Annotated in this window: 17 protein-coding genes; 7 read left to right on the top strand and 10 right to left on the bottom strand. The window is 70.1% G+C overall.

Features of this window, described 5'->3' with window-relative positions; translation table 11 throughout:
- Window positions 1-23 precede the first annotated feature (23 nt).
- From IE107_RS04755 to IE107_RS04750, 3 genes are all read right to left on the bottom strand, one after another.
- Window positions 24-230 (bottom strand): hypothetical protein, encoded by a 207-nt coding sequence (locus IE107_RS04755; RefSeq protein ID WP_189541333.1) that lies wholly within the window; start codon window positions 228-230, stop codon window positions 24-26.
- A 145-nt stretch (window positions 231-375) separates the two neighbouring features.
- Window positions 376-486, bottom strand: coding sequence for an SGM_5486 family transporter-associated protein (locus IE107_RS35685; RefSeq protein WP_268246558.1), 111 nt, complete (start codon window positions 484-486; stop codon window positions 376-378).
- Window positions 487-512: 26 nt separating this feature from the next.
- A complete protein-coding gene (locus IE107_RS04750; RefSeq protein ID WP_229866687.1) occupies window positions 513-1,826 on the bottom strand; it encodes a CynX/NimT family MFS transporter in 1,314 nt (437 codons plus the stop codon).
- 137 nt (window positions 1,827-1,963) lie between these two features.
- Between IE107_RS04750 and IE107_RS04745 the strand changes: the two genes are divergently transcribed.
- Window positions 1,964-2,638: a FadR/GntR family transcriptional regulator gene (locus IE107_RS04745; RefSeq protein WP_189541332.1), complete on the top strand. Its 675-nt coding sequence runs from the start codon at window positions 1,964-1,966 to the stop codon at window positions 2,636-2,638.
- 25 nt (window positions 2,639-2,663) lie between these two features.
- Here IE107_RS04745 and IE107_RS04740 read toward each other — a convergent pair whose 3' ends face one another.
- The 3 genes from IE107_RS04740 to fabG all read right to left on the bottom strand — a co-directional run bounded on the left by IE107_RS04740 (window position 2,664) and on the right by fabG (window position 4,735).
- The gene (locus IE107_RS04740; protein ID WP_189541330.1) at window positions 2,664-3,041 is read right to left on the bottom strand and encodes a hypothetical protein; all 378 of its coding nucleotides are present in this window, start codon (window positions 3,039-3,041) and stop codon (window positions 2,664-2,666) included.
- A gap of 201 nt (window positions 3,042-3,242) precedes the next feature.
- On the bottom strand, window positions 3,243-4,010 hold the full coding sequence (fabI, locus tag IE107_RS04735; RefSeq protein ID WP_189541328.1) for an enoyl-ACP reductase FabI: 768 nt from the start codon (window positions 4,008-4,010) through the stop codon (window positions 3,243-3,245).
- Window positions 4,011-4,015: 5 nt separating this feature from the next.
- Window positions 4,016-4,735: a 3-oxoacyl-[acyl-carrier-protein] reductase gene (gene fabG, locus IE107_RS04730; protein WP_189541326.1), complete on the bottom strand. Its 720-nt coding sequence runs from the start codon at window positions 4,733-4,735 to the stop codon at window positions 4,016-4,018.
- A gap of 232 nt (window positions 4,736-4,967) precedes the next feature.
- Here fabG and IE107_RS04725 point away from each other — a divergent pair, with 232 nt between their 5' ends.
- Genes IE107_RS04725 through tyrS form a run of 3 tightly spaced genes read left to right on the top strand, consistent with a single transcriptional unit; the run spans window position 4,968 to window position 9,207 of the window.
- Window positions 4,968-6,491, top strand: coding sequence for a TldD/PmbA family protein (locus IE107_RS04725; protein WP_189541324.1), 1,524 nt, complete (start codon window positions 4,968-4,970; stop codon window positions 6,489-6,491).
- Window positions 6,488-7,882, top strand: coding sequence for a metallopeptidase TldD-related protein (locus IE107_RS04720; RefSeq protein WP_189541322.1), 1,395 nt, complete (start codon window positions 6,488-6,490; stop codon window positions 7,880-7,882). Before IE107_RS04725 ends, IE107_RS04720 begins: the two co-directional genes overlap by 4 nt.
- Window positions 7,883-7,941: 59 nt before the next feature.
- Window positions 7,942-9,207 (top strand): tyrosine--tRNA ligase, encoded by a 1,266-nt coding sequence (tyrS, locus tag IE107_RS04715; RefSeq protein WP_189541320.1) that lies wholly within the window; start codon window positions 7,942-7,944, stop codon window positions 9,205-9,207.
- 72 nt (window positions 9,208-9,279) lie between these two features.
- Here the strand turns inward: tyrS and IE107_RS04710 are convergent, their stop codons facing one another.
- Window positions 9,280-9,555, bottom strand: coding sequence for a GlsB/YeaQ/YmgE family stress response membrane protein (locus tag IE107_RS04710; protein ID WP_189541318.1), 276 nt, complete (start codon window positions 9,553-9,555; stop codon window positions 9,280-9,282).
- 252 nt (window positions 9,556-9,807) lie between these two features.
- Between IE107_RS04710 and IE107_RS04705 the strand changes: the two genes are divergently transcribed.
- The 3 genes from IE107_RS04705 to IE107_RS35680 all read left to right on the top strand — a co-directional run bounded on the left by IE107_RS04705 (window position 9,808) and on the right by IE107_RS35680 (window position 11,002).
- The gene (locus IE107_RS04705) at window positions 9,808-10,173 is read left to right on the top strand and encodes a DUF3099 domain-containing protein (protein ID WP_189541316.1); all 366 of its coding nucleotides are present in this window, start codon (window positions 9,808-9,810) and stop codon (window positions 10,171-10,173) included.
- Window positions 10,174-10,397: 224 nt separating this feature from the next.
- Window positions 10,398-10,655, top strand: a complete 258-nt coding sequence (locus tag IE107_RS04700; protein WP_189541314.1) for a hypothetical protein — start codon at window positions 10,398-10,400, stop codon at window positions 10,653-10,655.
- Between the two features lie 218 nt (window positions 10,656-10,873).
- The gene (locus IE107_RS35680) at window positions 10,874-11,002 is read left to right on the top strand and encodes a hypothetical protein (protein ID WP_268246556.1); all 129 of its coding nucleotides are present in this window, start codon (window positions 10,874-10,876) and stop codon (window positions 11,000-11,002) included.
- 247 nt (window positions 11,003-11,249) lie between these two features.
- On the opposite strand, the gene moaA is transcribed toward IE107_RS35680, so the two are convergent.
- The 3 genes from moaA to IE107_RS04685 all read right to left on the bottom strand — a co-directional run bounded on the left by moaA (window position 11,250) and on the right by IE107_RS04685 (window position 14,431).
- Window positions 11,250-12,239: a GTP 3',8-cyclase MoaA gene (gene moaA, locus IE107_RS04695; protein WP_189541313.1), complete on the bottom strand. Its 990-nt coding sequence runs from the start codon at window positions 12,237-12,239 to the stop codon at window positions 11,250-11,252.
- Window positions 12,240-12,425: 186 nt separating this feature from the next.
- Window positions 12,426-14,066 (bottom strand): monocarboxylic acid transporter, encoded by a 1,641-nt coding sequence (locus IE107_RS04690; RefSeq protein ID WP_189541312.1) that lies wholly within the window; start codon window positions 14,064-14,066, stop codon window positions 12,426-12,428.
- The gene (locus IE107_RS04685) at window positions 14,063-14,431 is read right to left on the bottom strand and encodes a DUF485 domain-containing protein (RefSeq protein ID WP_189541310.1); all 369 of its coding nucleotides are present in this window, start codon (window positions 14,429-14,431) and stop codon (window positions 14,063-14,065) included. Before IE107_RS04685 ends, IE107_RS04690 begins: the two co-directional genes overlap by 4 nt.
- Window positions 14,432-14,526: the final 95 nt, after the last annotated feature.

Here is a 14,526-nt window from a genome sequence, read left to right as displayed (position 1 = left end):
TTGTGCGGGGTGCGCGGACACCGTCAGCCGGTCACCAGGACCGCGATTCGCGCGAGCAACCGGCTGATCGCCGGGTCGGCGGCCGCGGCGTGCGCCTCACCGGATCCCGCGATCAGCAGGAGCAGCGCGGCGAACGCGAGCGCGGGCAGTGCGATGGCCCACCACGGCAGCCGCACCTCGACACTGCCCGTGGCCGGGTGGGTGGTCCGGATGTGCGTTCGGGCCGGCATGTCCGCCTCCGTGGGTCATCGGTGCTGATACCGAGAACCTACAAATCCGGGACCGGGGACCCCATCCGGTGACCCACCCACTTCACCCTGACCCTGGCCCCCTAGGGGACGCGGGGGTTAACCCCACCATCGGCGGGCGCGCGGCTCAGGGGGACGCGATCGAGGCGATCACCGCGACGACCACGGTGATGAGCAGCATCGCTCCGAGTACGGCGAGGAGCTTCTTCTGACCGTTCTGGGGATTCGGGTCGAGCACAGGAGACATGGACTCAGTCTCGCATCTCAGCACTCGTCCTCGATCGTCCGGTCCCGCCCGGCCAGGATTCCGACCGCCATCTGCGGCACCATGAGGCCCGCCATCAGTACGATCGGCAGCTCCCAGCCGCCGCTGTGCTGGTAGAGCACACCGATCAGCAGCGGTCCCGGGATCGAGATCAGATAGCCGACGGACTGGGCGAACGCGGACAGCCGGACCACTCCCGCGCCGGTGCGCGAGCGCATGCCGATCATGGTCAGGGCGAGCGGGAAGGAGCAGTTCGAGATGCCGAGGAGCAGCGCCCAGGCCCAGGCCCCGGCGGCCGGGGCGAGGTAGAGGCCCGCGTAGCCGATGAGGCCGCAGCTGCCGAGGAGGACGACGATCGGGCCCTGGTTCTTCATCCGGGTCGCCACCCCCGGGATGACGAAGGCGAGCGGTACGCCCATCGCCATGGTCACGGCGAGCAGCACACCCGCCGTACCGGCCGAGACCCCGGCGTCACGGAAGATCTGCGGCATCCAGCCCATGGTGATGTACGCGGCGGTGGACTGGAGGCCGAAGAAACAGGCGAGGGCCCAGGCGGTACGGCTTCGGGTGATCCTGAGGGCCGGGGTTTTGGCGTGCTGGGCGGCGGGCTGCCCCGGGGCGCCGCTCCGGTCCCGTACCACCGGGATCCAGGGCAGGATCGCGAGGGCGGCGAGCACGGCCCAGACGCCGAGCCCGAGTCGCCAGCTGCCGCCCAGCGCGCTGGTCATCGGTACGGTCACCGCGGCGGCGAGCGAGGTGCCGAGGGCCAGGGCCATGGAGTAGAGCCCGGTCATGGAGCCGACCCGGTCCGGGAACCAGCGCTTGACGATCACCGGCATCAGGACGTTGCTGACGGCGATGCCCATGAGGGCGAGGGCGCTCGCGGCGAGGAAGCCGGCCGTCCCGCCGACGAGCGGCCGGATCACCAGACCGGCGGTGATCGCGGTCATGCCGGCGCAGACGACCGCCCCCGGGCCGAAGCGGCGGGCGAGGCGCGGCGCCATGATGCCGAAGATCGCGAAACAGAGCGGCGGTACGGAGGTGAGGACACCGGCCACGCTGCCGCTCATGTGCAGCCCGTCCCGCACCTCTTCGAGGAGGGCACCGAGGCTGGTGATGGCGGGGCGGAGGTTGAGCGCGGTGAGGACCAGCCCGACGACGACCAGCCGGAGCATCCAGGGAGAGGGCCCGTCGGCAGTCTGTGCCGTGTGCGGGTCCTGCAGGGTCGGCACAGCCGCGGGTTTCGTGGGTGCGTCCATCGTGGTGGCGGGGCTCGGGTTCCGGGTCTGGGGCCGGATTTCGTCGTCGGGCATGAGGCTCATCATAGAATCATGGGATGATTGATTGTCCAATCAGCCGGGAGCCCCTCTGAGACCATGCGCTCCGGGCACGACCCCCGAAGCAACTCCCGTCCCCCTCACCACCCCAGCAACCCCGACCAAGGAGCACCATGGCGCTGACGTCTCCGCGGCGTTCGGCACTCGCCGACCAGGTGATTGCCCAGCTCAGGAATCAGATCACCTCGGGCGAGTGGCCCGTGGGTTCACGCATTCCCACCGAGCCCGAGCTGGTGGAGCAGCTGGGGGTGGCCCGCAACACCGTCCGGGAGGCCGTGCGCGCCCTCGCGCACAACGGGCTGCTGGACATCCGGCAGGGTTCGGGCACCTATGTCGTCGCCACCAGCGAGCTGGCCGGGGTGATGCACCGCCGCTTCGCCTCCGCCGATCCGCGCCATGTCGCCGAGCTGCGCTCCACCCTGGAGTCGTCGGCGGCGAGGCTGGCCGCCGCCCGGCGCACCGAGCGGGATCTGAAGCAGCTGGACGCGCTCATGGCGCGCCGGGAGGAGACCTGGGCCGCGGGTGACGCCGAGGCGTTCGTCGCGGCGGACGCGACGCTGCATCTGGCCGTGGTCGCCGCCTCGCACAACGACGTGCTGACCGGCCTCTACGCCGACCTGGGCGATCTGCTGCGCGACTACCTCAGGGGCGACATCGGTCATGAGCTGCGGCCGGAGAACCACATGGACCACGGCAGGCTGGTCGAGGCGATCCGGGCGGGCGACGGGGAGACGGCGGCGGCCGAGGCCGCGAGCCATGCGCTGAGCTGCCTGGTGGACCGGGCCTGAGGACGCTCCGGCAAAGACCAGGCCCTTAAGCCGCGTCCTGCACCCCGTGCGTGACCCAGGCGGAGCCGACTTCCTTCCAGCAGCGGTCGTCGAGCCGCACGGTCCGCCCGGGGCCCACGTCGACCGGGGCGGTGTCGGCGTCTATGTCCCACCAGCGGCGGCACTCGGTGTGCAGTTGTACGCGGTCGGTGGAGGGGTACGGGTTGTGGCAGTAGGCGACGACCCGGGAGCCCCGGACCGACGTACGGCATTCGGCTCCGGCGGGATCCGGGGTGGGGGCGTCGGAGCCGGATGCCCCGGCTCCGGCCCGTCCCGCCACGGATATCCCCACCGGGGCGGCGAGTCCGGCGACGGCTATGGAGGCCGCCAGGAGTATCCCGGACCGGCGACGTGTGGAGCGCATGGCGACCTCCTCCCCGCAGCCCGACCAGCAGTCCGGTTCACCACATTCTGCGGTGGATCGACCATCTTTTCGAGTTGAGCGAGCCGGCTTTTCGACTTGGGCGGGCCGGAGCCGGGCGCGGACACGGCACAGCCGCGTACCACCTGCTCCCAGGCGGTACGCGGCTGTGTCGGAGCCTGCTGTACGAGATGTCGTACGGGATCAGGCACCCATCATGTGCACGCCACCGTCGACGTGGATGATCTCGCCCGTGGTCTTCGGGAAGAAGTCCGAGAGCAGCGCGACGATGGCACGGCCGGCCGGCTCCGGGTCGGACATGTCCCACGCCAGGGGGGAGCGGGTGTTCCACACCTCGGCGAGCTCGCCGAAGCCCGGGATGGACTTGGCGGCCATCGAGCCGATCGGTCCGGCGGAGACCAGGTTGCAGCGCAGCCCTTCCTTGCCCAGGTCGCGGGCGAGGTAGCGGGAGGTGGCCTCCAGCGCGGCCTTGGCCGGGCCCATCCAGTCGTACTGCGGCCAGGCGAACTGCGCGTCGAAGGTGAGGCCGACGATCGAGCCGCCCTCGCCCATCAGCGGCTTGCAGGCCATGGCGAGCGACTTCAGCGAGAACGCCGAGACGTGCATCGCGGTGGCGACGGACTCGAACGGGGTGTTGAGGAAGTTGCCGCCGAGCGCGTCCTGCGGCGCGAAGCCGATGGAGTGGACCACGCCGTCGAGCGAACCGAGCTCGTCCTTCACCAGACCGGCGAGCCGGTCCAGGTGCTCGGGGTTGGTCACGTCCAGCTCGATGACCTTGGCGGGCCTGGGCAGCTTCTTGGCGATGCGCTCCGTCAGCGTGGGGCGCGGGAAGGCGGTCAGGATGATCTCCGCGCCCTGCTCCTGGGCCACCTTGGCGGTATGGAAAGCGATGGACGACTCCATCAGCACACCGGTGATGAGGATGCGCTTGCCGTCGAGAATTCCGCTCATGGTGATCAGTGACCCATGCCCAATCCGCCGTCAACGGGGATGACGGCTCCAGTGATGTACGACGCGTCGTCGGAGGCGAGGAAGCGCACCGCGGCGGCGATCTCCTCGGGCTGCGCGTAGCGGCCGAGCGGCACCTGGGACACGATGCCCTTGCGCTGCTCCTCGGTGAGCACCTGCGTCATGTCGGTGTCGACGAAACCGGGCGCGACGACGTTGAAAGTGATGTTCCGGGAACCGAGCTCACGGGCCAGCGACCGGGCGAAGCCGACCAGTCCCGCCTTGGACGCGGCGTAGTTCGCCTGCCCGGCCGAGCCGAGGAGCCCGACCACGGAGGAGATGAGGACGACGCGGCCCTTCTTGGCGCGCAGCATGCCGCGGTTGGCGCGCTTGACGACCCGGAAGGTGCCGGTGAGGTTGGTGTCGACGACGGACGTGAAGTCGTCCTCGGACATCCGCATCAGCAACTGGTCCTTGGTGATACCGGCGTTGGCGACCAGCACCTCCACGGGACCGTGCTTCTCCTCGATCTCCTTGTAGGCCTGCTCCACCTGTTCGGCATCGGTGATGTCGCAACGGACCGCGAGAACACCGGCCTCGGTGAGCACCGCGGGCGGCTCGCCGGAGCGGTGGGTGATCGCGACCTTGTCGCCGTTGTCGGCGAAAGCGCGGGCGATGGCGAGGCCGATGCCCCGGTTTCCTCCGGTGACGAGAACCGAGCGGCTCAACGGATCACCCTTTCCCTAGCGGTCTGGTACGTCGAAAACCTATCGGTACCGGATGCTCCACGAGCAATCGGCCCCTGACAGCGCCTTCCCCCGGGCACTGTGGGATTCCTACAGAAGGCCGTCCCTCTGGCCGCACCTTGCCCGGCCCCCGGCTGCGGTGTCCGATTAACCCCCGGTGCGGTCACCGTCGGGCGTGATTCACTTCCGTGGTGCATCGAGAAGGGAATCCCCTGTGCCCCATGAGGTAGATCAGTCATTCCTGGCCCTGCCGCTGCGGGCCCTCGCCGACGCGGCGCTCGCCCGCGCCCGGGCGCTGGGCGCCGTGCATGCCGACTTCCGCCTGGAGCGGGTGCGCAGTGCGTCCTGGCGGCTGCGGGACGCCCGGCCCGCCGGGTCCTCGGACACCACCGATCTCGGCTACGCGGTGCGGGTGGTGCACGGCGGGGCGTGGGGGTTCGCGTCCGGGGTGGACCTGACGATGGACGCCGCGGCGAAGGTGGCCTCGCAGGCCGTCGCCATGGCGAAGCTGTCGGCCAAGGTGATCGCGGCGGCCGGCTCGGACGAGCGGGTCGAGCTGGCGGACGAGCCGGTGCACGGCGAGCGGACCTGGGTCTCGGCGTACGACATCGACCCCTTCGACGTACCGGCCGAGGAGAAGGCGGGGCTGCTCGCCGAGTGGAGCGGCCGGCTGCTGGGCGCCGAGGGCGTCGCACATGTGGACGCCACACTGATGACCGTCCACGAGAACAAGTTCTACGCGGACACGGCCGGCACCGTGACCACCCAGCAGCGGGTGCGGCTGCATCCAGAGCTCACCGCGGTCGCCGTGGACGGGACCACCGGTGAGTTCGACTCGATGCGGACCATCGCCCCGCCGGCGGGGCGCGGCTGGGAGTACCTGACCGGGACCGGCTGGGACTGGAACGACGAGCTGGAGCGGATTCCCGGGCTGCTGGCCGAGAAGATGCGGGCGCCGAGCGTCGAGGCGGGGACGTACGACCTGGTCGTCGATCCGTCCAATCTCTGGCTGACCATCCACGAGTCGATCGGCCACGCCACCGAGCTGGACCGGGCGCTGGGCTACGAGGCGGCGTACGCCGGGACCTCGTTCGCCACCTTCGACCAGTTGGGGAAGCTGGCGTACGGCTCCCCGGTGATGAATGTGACCGGTGACCGCACCGCCGAGCACGGGCTCGCGACCATCGGGTACGACGACGAGGGCGTCCAGGCGCAGTCCTGGGACCTGATCAAGGACGGGACGCTGGTCGGCTACCAGCTGGACCGGCGGATCGCGAAGCTGACGGGGCTGGGCCGTTCCAACGGCTGCGCGTACGCGGACTCGCCGGGCCATGTCCCCGTGCAGCGGATGGCCAACGTCTCGCTGCGGCCGGATCCGGGCGGGCTGTCCACGGAGGATCTGATCGGCGGGGTGGAGCGCGGGATCTACGTGGTCGGCGACCGGTCCTGGTCGATCGACATGCAGCGCTACAACTTCCAGTTCACCGGGCAGCGGTTCTTCCGGATCGAGAACGGCAGGCTGGCCGGGCAGCTGCGCGATGTCGCGTACCAGGCGACGACGACGGACTTCTGGGGCTCGATGGAGAAGGTCGGCGGCCCGCAGACGTACGTCCTGGGCGGCGCCTTCAACTGCGGCAAGGCCCAGCCGGGCCAGATCGCGGCTGTCTCGCACGGCTGCCCCTCCGCCCTCTTCCGGGGCGTGAACATCCTCAACACGACGCAGGAGGCCGGGCGATGAGCCGCGTCAGCAAGCCGCACGAGATCGTCGAGCGGGCGCTCGAACTGTCCACCGCCGACGGCTGTGTGGTCATCGCCGACGAGGAGTCGTCCGCGAATCTGCGCTGGGCCGGCAACGCGCTCACGACGAACGGGGTGACCCGGGGGCGGATGCTGACCGTCATCGCGACCGTCGACGGCGCGCAGGGCACCGCGTCGGGTGTGGTCTCGCGGTCCGCGGTCACCGCCGACGACCTGGAGCCGCTGGTGCGGGCCGCCGAGGCCGCGGCGCGCGGGGCCGGACCGGCGGAGGACGCGCAGCCGCTGGTGGCCGGGGTGCCCGTGTCGCCCGACTTCACGGACGCACCGGCCGAGACGGACTCGGACGTCTTCGCGGAGTTCGCCCCGGCACTCGGCGAGGCCTTCGCCCGTGCCCGTTCCGGCGGCCGTGAACTGTACGGCTTCGCCCACCACCGGATGACCTCGACCTATCTCGGCACGTCGACGGGGCTGCGGCTGCGCCACGACCAGCCGACCGGGACGCTGGAGCTCAACGCCAAGTCCCCGGACCGCGCCCGCTCGTCCTGGGCGGGCCGCGCGACGCGCGACTTCAAGGACGTCGACCCGGCCGAGCTGGACGCGGAACTGGCGCAGCGGCTGCGCTGGGCCGAGCGCCGTATCGAGCTGCCCGCCGGGCGGTACGAGACGCTGCTGCCGCCCACCGCGGTCGCCGATCTGCTGATCTACCAGCTGTGGTCCTCGGCCGCGCGGGACGCCGCGGAGGGCCGGACGGTGTTCTCCAAGCCGGGCGGCGGGACCAGGATCGGCGAGCAGCTCTGCGGGCTGCCTCTGACGCTCCGCAGCGACCCGAACGCACCCGGCCTGGAGTCGGCGCCGTTCGTGATCGCGCACGCCTCCGGGGACGGCGCCTCCGTCTTCGACAACGGTCTGCCGCTGACGCCGACCGACTGGGTGCGGGAGGGCCGGCTGGAGCACCTGACGACCACCCGGCACACGGCGGGGCTGACCGGGCAACCGGTCGCGCCGGCGATCGACAACCTGCTGCTGGAGGGCGGCGGTGAGCGGTCCCTGGAGGAGATGGTGGCCGCGACGACCGGGCGCGGGCTGCTGCTGACCTGCATGTGGTACATCCGCGAGGTCGATCCGGCCACGCTGCTGCTGACCGGGCTGACCCGCGACGGGGTGTATCTCGTCGAGGACGGCGAGGTCGTCGGCGAGGTGAACAACTTCCGGTTCAACGAGTCGCCGGTGGACCTGCTGTCGCGGGCCACGGAGGCGGGCCGTACGGAAAAGACGCTGCCGCGCGAGTGGGGCGACTGGTTCACTCGGTCCGCGATGCCCGCGCTGCGGATCCCCGACTTCAACATGAGCTCGGTGAGCCCCGGCGTGTGACCCACCTAGACTGGGCTGGAAAGCCATTACCCGTACGCACCACGAGGAGTACCGGAACCGTGACGGACATCGTCGACGAGCTGAAGTGGCGTGGGCTGTTCGCCCAGTCCACTGATGAGGACGCACTGCGCAAGGCTCTCGCGGACGGTCCCGTCACCTTCTATTGCGGCTACGACCCCACCGCGGCGAGTCTGCACGTCGGCCATCTGGTGCAGGTGCTCACCATGCGCCGGCTCCAGCGGGCCGGGCTGCGTCCGCTCGCCCTGGTGGGCGGGGCCACCGGTCAGATCGGTGACCCGAGGCCGACCGCCGAGCGCACGCTGAACGATCCGGAGACGGTCGCCGGCTGGGTGTCGCGGCTGCGGTCCCAGATCGAGCCGTTCCTGTCCTTCGAGGGCGAGAACGCGGCGGTCATGGTGAACAACCTGGACTGGACGTCGGGCATGTCCGCGATCGAGTTCCTCCGGGACATCGGCAAGCACTTCCGCGTCAACAAGATGCTGACGAAGGACTCCATCGCCCGGCGGCTGGAGTCCGACGAGGGCATCAGCTACACCGAGTTCAGCTACCAGCTGCTCCAGAGCATGGACTACCTGGAGCTGTACCGGCGCTACGGCTGCACCCTCCAGCAGGGCGGCAGCGACCAGTGGGGCAACCTCACCGCCGGTCTCGACCTGATCCACCGCCTGGAGCCGGGCGCCGAGGTGCACGCGTTGGCGACGCCGCTGATGACGAAGGCGGACGGGACCAAGTTCGGCAAGTCCGAGGGCGGGGCCGTCTGGCTCGACCCGACGATGACGACGCCGTACGCGTTCTACCAGTTCTGGCTGAACGTGGACGACCGGGACATCTCCCGGTACATGCGCATCCTCAGTTTCCTCAGCCCCGCGGAGCTGGAGGAGCTGGAGAAGGTCACCGAGGAGCGCCCGCAGGCGCGGACGGCGCAGCGGGCGCTGGCCGAGGAGCTGACGACGCTGGTGCACGGTGCCGATCAGTGCGCCGCGGTCATCGCGGCGTCGAAGGCGCTCTTCGGTCAGGGCGAGCTCGGCGAGCTGGACGAGGCGACGCTGGGCGCGGCGCTGTCCGAGGTACCGCACGCGCGGGTCACCGAGCTGGGCCCGCTGGTGGATCTCCTGGTGGAGGTCGGCCTGGCGCCGAGCAAGTCGGGTGCCCGGCGCACGGTGAAGGAGGGCGGTGCGTACGTGAACAACGTCAAGGTCACGGACGGCGAGAGCGCGCCGGCCCGCGAGGAGCTGCTGCACGGGCGCTGGCTGGTGCTGCGCCGGGGCAAGAAGAACCTCGCCGCCGTCGAGGTCACCGGCTGATCCCGGACCGCGTACGCACCGCGGCCGGACACGCCTGACGCGTGTCCGGCCGCGGTGCGTCGTGCCCTGGGTTCAGGTCCTCTGTCTGCTGCCGCGGAACGAGGTCCACAGCATGTCGCCGACGCCGACGACCACCACCGCACCGATCAGCTGGAGCAGATGGCGGATCCAGTCGATGCCCTTGGTTTCGTTGACACCGATCCAGGTGGCGACGGCATTGCCGAGGACGCTGCCGATGATGCCGAAAATGGTCGTCAGCCAGAGGGGGATGTTCTGTTTGCCGGGCAGGATCGCCTTCGCGATCAGACCGAGCACCAGACCCACGATGATTGCCCACAACCAGCCCATGTCGCCTCCTCGTGCGACGCGATGTCGCATGTGCGCCCAGTCTCGGACCGTCGGCCGGGCGCCGCATGCCGGAGGGGTCCGTATGTGCGGCACGGATACCGATATGTACGAAAGAGCGTGCCCCGGTCTCGAAGCCCGTGGGTGCCGGGCGTACCGTGGTTGCGGTCCGGTCCGGGGAGCGTCCGGCACGGGAACGAGGTGTCCCCCGGCCTGCCGGATCCCGGGCGCGGGGGGAAGGGTGATGGAGACGTGATGCGCAGGCAGAACGGCGGCGAGGTCTTCCGGATCACGGGGGCCCGGCAGGGACTCGCGGACGATGTGCGCGGCAGGCAGCGGCGCTATGTGATCTCGATGTCCGTACGGACGGTTTCGGTGATCCTGGCCGCGGTGCTGTGGAACGTCGAGCGGTATGTCGCGATCGTGGCGCTCGTGCTCGGGGTGCTGCTGCCGTACGTGGCGGTGGTCATCGCCAACGCGGGCCGGGAGAACACCCCTTCGCTTCCTTCCACCTTCGTTCCGGCGCCGATGCGGCCGGTTCTCGACGCGGTGCCGTCGGCCGGTTCCGCGGAATCCGGTCCGGAGGGCGGCGGGGCCCGCCGCGGCGGGGAATCGGTCTGAGCCCGGCCGCATACGCGTCACGTCCGTTCCTCAAGAAAACCTCAGATCAATCACGAAGTTACGGTGCACCGGACCCTGGTCTGCGTGACATACTTCGTAAGCGCTCCGCATCCCCCGTCGGAGCGACGGACCGACGCCGGGCAGCTCCCCCCGTGGCTGCTCGGCGTCGCTTTTCTCGGGCCGGGGATGCGGTCGGGCACAGGCGCTGACCTAGGGTTGAGTCCGTGAACTCCCCTGAATCCGCGACCGAGAACGCTGCCGCCGCACCCATCTGTTCCGCCAAGGGCTGCCGGGCCGACGCCGTTTGGGTGCTCGCCTGGAACAACCCGAAGCTGCATACCCCGGAGCGTCGCAAGACCTGGCTGGCCTGCGAGGACCACCGGGAGCATCTCTCCTCGTTCCTCGATGTCCGGGGTTTCCTCAAGGATGTCGTGACGCTGACGGAGTGGGAGTCCGGCGGGCCGGGACCGGACGACGCCTGAGGGGTCCTGCCGTCGAACGCCCCCGTGGTGCGGGACGCCGCGTGGTGTGGCGTACTGCGGACCGAAGCTCAAGAAAAGCTCAGATCAATCATGGAGTTACGGTGCACCGCTCCCCGGCGTCCGTGACAGACTTCCTACGCGCTCCGCACCGCTCCTCGCGGCGGGTCCGCTGTCGGACCAGGCCGTCAGCGGGACCGCTGGAGGAGCAAGGAGGAGTCGTGAGTGATCAGAGCGAGGTGAAGTCCCGCGGCCGGAGATGGACCGATGCCGAGAAGTGGCAGGTCTGTCTGGCGGTGGCGGGACTGTTCGTGGCGATCATCGCCGCTGTGGGGCAGTTCATGCAGTAGCCGTCCCGCACACGAGACGGTCGCGACCGGGGACGCGTACGCAGAAGCCCGGTCGAGAGTTGGGCGACCGGGCTCGTGAACTGCGCTGGAGGGTCTGGCCCGGGGTGCCTCCCGGGGCGGGCCCTTCAGTGTCGATCGGGGTGGGCGAAAGCCGGAACCCGCTGATTCGACACCAGAAAATATATCGCGCTCACGTCGCCGCGGAACCCGCTCCGAGACCCCACCCCCTCGTGCCAGGGCCGTACGCCTAGCCCCCGATGGCCGACATCGGCCGGTCGGGCTGAAGGAAGGAAGGGTCGTCCAGACCGGATCCGGCCTTCTTTCCCCACATCGCGAGCGTCCAGATCCGGGCGATCTCCTCGTCCGGTGCGTCCGAGCGCAGGGCGCCGCGCAGATCGGTTTCCTCGCGGGCGAAGAGGCAGGTGCGCACCTGGCCGTCGGCGGTGAGCCTGGTCCGGTCGCAGGCCCGGCAGAAGGGGCGGGTGACGGAGGCGATGACGCCGACCCGGTGGGGGCCGCCGTCGACGATCCAGCGCTCGGCCGGGGCGGAGCCGCGCTCTCCGGCGCCCTCCTCGGTGAGGGTGAAGCGGGTGCGCAGCGACCGGAGTATGTCGCCCGCCGTGATCATGCCCTCGCGCTTCCAGCCGTGCTGGGCGTCGAGCGGCATCTGTTCGATGAAGCGGAGCTCGTACCCCTGCTCGACGGCCCAGGCGAGGAGCTCGGGGGCCTCGTCGTCGTTGAGCCCCGGCATCAGGACGGTGTTGACCTTGACCGGGGTGAGCCCGGCGTCGCGGGCGGCTTCGAGGCCGGCCAGCACGTCGTGGTGGCGGTCACGGCGGGTGAGGGTCTTGAAGACGTCGGGGCGCAGGGTGTCCAGCGAGACGTTGACCCGGTCGAGACCCGCGGCCGCGAGTGCGGCGGCTGTGCGCTCGAGACCGATGCCGTTGGTGGTGAGCGACATCCTGGGGCGCGGGGCGAGGGCGGCGCACCGCTCGACGATGGAGACGAGCCCGGGGCGCAGCAGCGGCTCGCCGCCGGTGAAGCGGACCTCGGTGATGCCGAGCCGGCCGACGGCGATGCCGATCAGCCGGACGATCTCGTCGTCACTGAGCAGGTCGGGCTTGGCCAGCCATTGCAGGCCCTCTTCCGGCATGCAGTAGGTGCACCGCAGATTGCACCGGTCGGTCAGCGAGACGCGCAGGTCGGTGGCGACCCGGTCGAATCTGTCGATGAGCATGTGGGCCCCCTCCCCGTTGCTTCCCGGTGCCGGGTCCGCTTCGTCGCCCGGCCCTTCCGGCTGACCCCTCCGAGACTACGCGAGAGCGGTGACATCGGCGGGGCCCGTTTGGCACGAGGGGCGGCGTGGCCGTGTCGTAGGGTCCTACGACACGGCCACTCGACGGGAGCCCGCGGCGCCGACCGCTCAGTGCGCTCCGACGCCGGTGAGGGACTTGACCTCCAGCTCGGCGTACTTGCCCTTGTCCGGCTCCTCCTTCGAGAGCAGGGAGCCGACCCAGCCGAGCAGGAAGCCCAGCGGGATGGAGATGAGGCCGGGGTTCTCCAGTGGGAACCAGGCGAAGTCGACGCCCTTGAACATCGATGTCTTCGGGTTGCCGGAGACGACCGGCGAGAACAGCACCAGGATCACCGAGCTCGCCAGACCGCCGTAGATCGACCACAGCGCGCCCTGGGTGGTGAACCGCTTCCAGAAGAGGCTGTAGAGGATGGTCGGCAGGTTGGCGGAGGCGGCGACGGCGAACGCCAGCGCCACCAGTCCGGCGACGTTCATGTCGCGGGCGAAGGCGCCCAGGACGATCGCGACCGCGCCGATGAGGACGGTGGCCCAGCGGGCGGCCCGCATCTCCTCCTTCTCGGTGGCCTTCCCCTTGCGGATGACGTTGGCGTAGATGTCGTGCGCGAAGGAGGACGAGGAGGCGAGGGTGAGCCCCGCGACGACGGCGAGGATGGTGGCGAAGGCGACCGCCGAGATCACCGCGAGCAGGACGGCGCCGCCGGTGGTGCCGACCCCGCCGAGGTATTCGGCGAGCTGTGGGGCGGCCGCGTTGCCGGCCGGGTTCTTCGCCTTGATCTCGGCGGGGCCGATGAGGGCCGCGGCGCCGAAGCCGAGGGCGATCGTCATCAGGTAGAAGGCGCCGATGATGCCGATGGCCCAGTTGACCGACTTACGGGCGGCCTTGGCGGTCGGCACCGTGTAGAAGCGGATCAGGATGTGCGGCAGGCCGGCGGTGCCGAGGACCAGGGCGATGCCGAGGGAGAGGAAGTCCAGCTTCGAGGTGCCGGTGGCGCCGTACTTGAGGCCGGGCTCCAGGAACGCCGCGCCGTGGCCGCTCTTCGCGGCGGCCGTGCCCAGCAGGTCGGAGATGTTGAAGTCGAACTTCAGCAGCACCAGGAAGGTCATCAGCAGGGCGCCGGCGATGAGGAGTACGGCCTTGACCATCTGCACCCAGGTGGTGCCCTTCATGCCGCCGATGGTGACGTACACGATCATGAGTACGCCGACCAGCGCGACGATGAGGATCTTGCCCGCGTCGCTGGTGATGCCGAGGAGAAGCGAGACCAGGACGCCCGCGCCCGCCATCTGGGCCAGCAGGTAGAAGATCGAGACGACGATGGTGGACACGCCGGAGGCGGTACGGACGGGGCGCTGACGCATCCGGTAGGCGAGGACGTCGCCCATCGTGTAGCGGCCCGAGTTGCGCAGTGGTTCGGCGACCAGCAGCAGGGCGACGAGCCAGGCGACGAGGAAGCCGATGGAGTACAGAAAGCCGTCGTAGCCGAAGAGGGCGATGGCCCCGGCGATTCCGAGGAACGACGCGGCGGACATGTAGTCGCCGGAGACCGCGAGTCCGTTCTGGAAGGCGGTGAACTGACGGCCGCCCGCGTAGAAGTCGGAGGCGCTCCGGGTCTGCCGTCCGGCCCAGACGGTGATGCCCAGGGTCGCGGCGACGAACACGGCGAAGAGCGTGATGATCAGCGGCCGGTGCTCGGTGGTCGAGGAGGCGGCCAGCTGGAGGGCGGGGTGCGAGTGGTACGCGGCGCTCATGCGTCGGCCTCCATACGGGACTTGATGGCCTCGGCCTTCGGGTCGAGCTTCGCGGCCGCGTGCCGCGAGTAGAACCAGGCGATGAGGAAGGTGGTGACGAACTGGGCGAGGCCGAGCACGAAGGCGACGTTGATGTTGCTGTACACCTTGGTGCCCATGAAGCCGCCCGCGTAGTTGGACAGCAGCACGTAGAGCAGGTACCAGAGGACGAACGCGATGGTCAGCGGGAAGGCGAACGAGCGGTACGAGCGGCGCAGTTCGCCGAACTCCGCGCTCTCCTGCACCGCGGTGAACGCCTCGGTCGTGGGCTGGGCAGGGCGGATGTCCGTACTGGCCTCGGGCGGCGGCGGTGCATCGGTAGCCACGGAATCTCCTCGCGACGCGGGTGCGGTGGTGTCGGTGACGGTGGATCTCACTGGGAAGGGTCGGCATCGAGGGGTGTCTGTGCACCTCCTCCGAC

Source organism: Streptomyces gelaticus, from assembly GCF_014649535.1.
In the GTDB taxonomy this organism is placed as follows: Bacteria; Actinomycetota; Actinomycetes; order Streptomycetales; family Streptomycetaceae; genus Streptomyces; species Streptomyces gelaticus.
The sequence above is the reverse complement of the archived record's forward strand: the minus strand, read 5'-3'. Positions and strand labels throughout refer to the sequence as shown.

Coding starts and splice junctions, on each gene's coding strand:
- IE107_RS04705 (WP_189541316.1), top strand. CDS start 9,808: ATGCGCAGGCAGAACGGCGGCGAGGTCTTCCGGATCACGGGGGCCCGG.
- IE107_RS04745 (WP_189541332.1), top strand. CDS start 1,964: ATGGCGCTGACGTCTCCGCGGCGTTCGGCACTCGCCGACCAGGTGATT.
- IE107_RS04710 (WP_189541318.1), bottom strand. CDS start 9,555: ATGGGCTGGTTGTGGGCAATCATCGTGGGTCTGGTGCTCGGTCTGATC.
- IE107_RS04740 (WP_189541330.1), bottom strand. CDS start 3,041: ATGCGCTCCACACGTCGCCGGTCCGGGATACTCCTGGCGGCCTCCATA.
- IE107_RS04690 (WP_189541312.1), bottom strand. CDS start 14,066: ATGAGCGCCGCGTACCACTCGCACCCCGCCCTCCAGCTGGCCGCCTCC.
- IE107_RS04750 (WP_229866687.1), bottom strand. CDS start 1,826: ATGCCCGACGACGAAATCCGGCCCCAGACCCGGAACCCGAGCCCCGCC.
- fabI (WP_189541328.1), bottom strand. CDS start 4,010: ATGAGCGGAATTCTCGACGGCAAGCGCATCCTCATCACCGGTGTGCTG.
- moaA (WP_189541313.1), bottom strand. CDS start 12,239: ATGCTCATCGACAGATTCGACCGGGTCGCCACCGACCTGCGCGTCTCG.
- IE107_RS04755 (WP_189541333.1), bottom strand. CDS start 230: ATGCCGGCCCGAACGCACATCCGGACCACCCACCCGGCCACGGGCAGT.
- IE107_RS04720 (WP_189541322.1), top strand. CDS start 6,488: ATGAGCCGCGTCAGCAAGCCGCACGAGATCGTCGAGCGGGCGCTCGAA.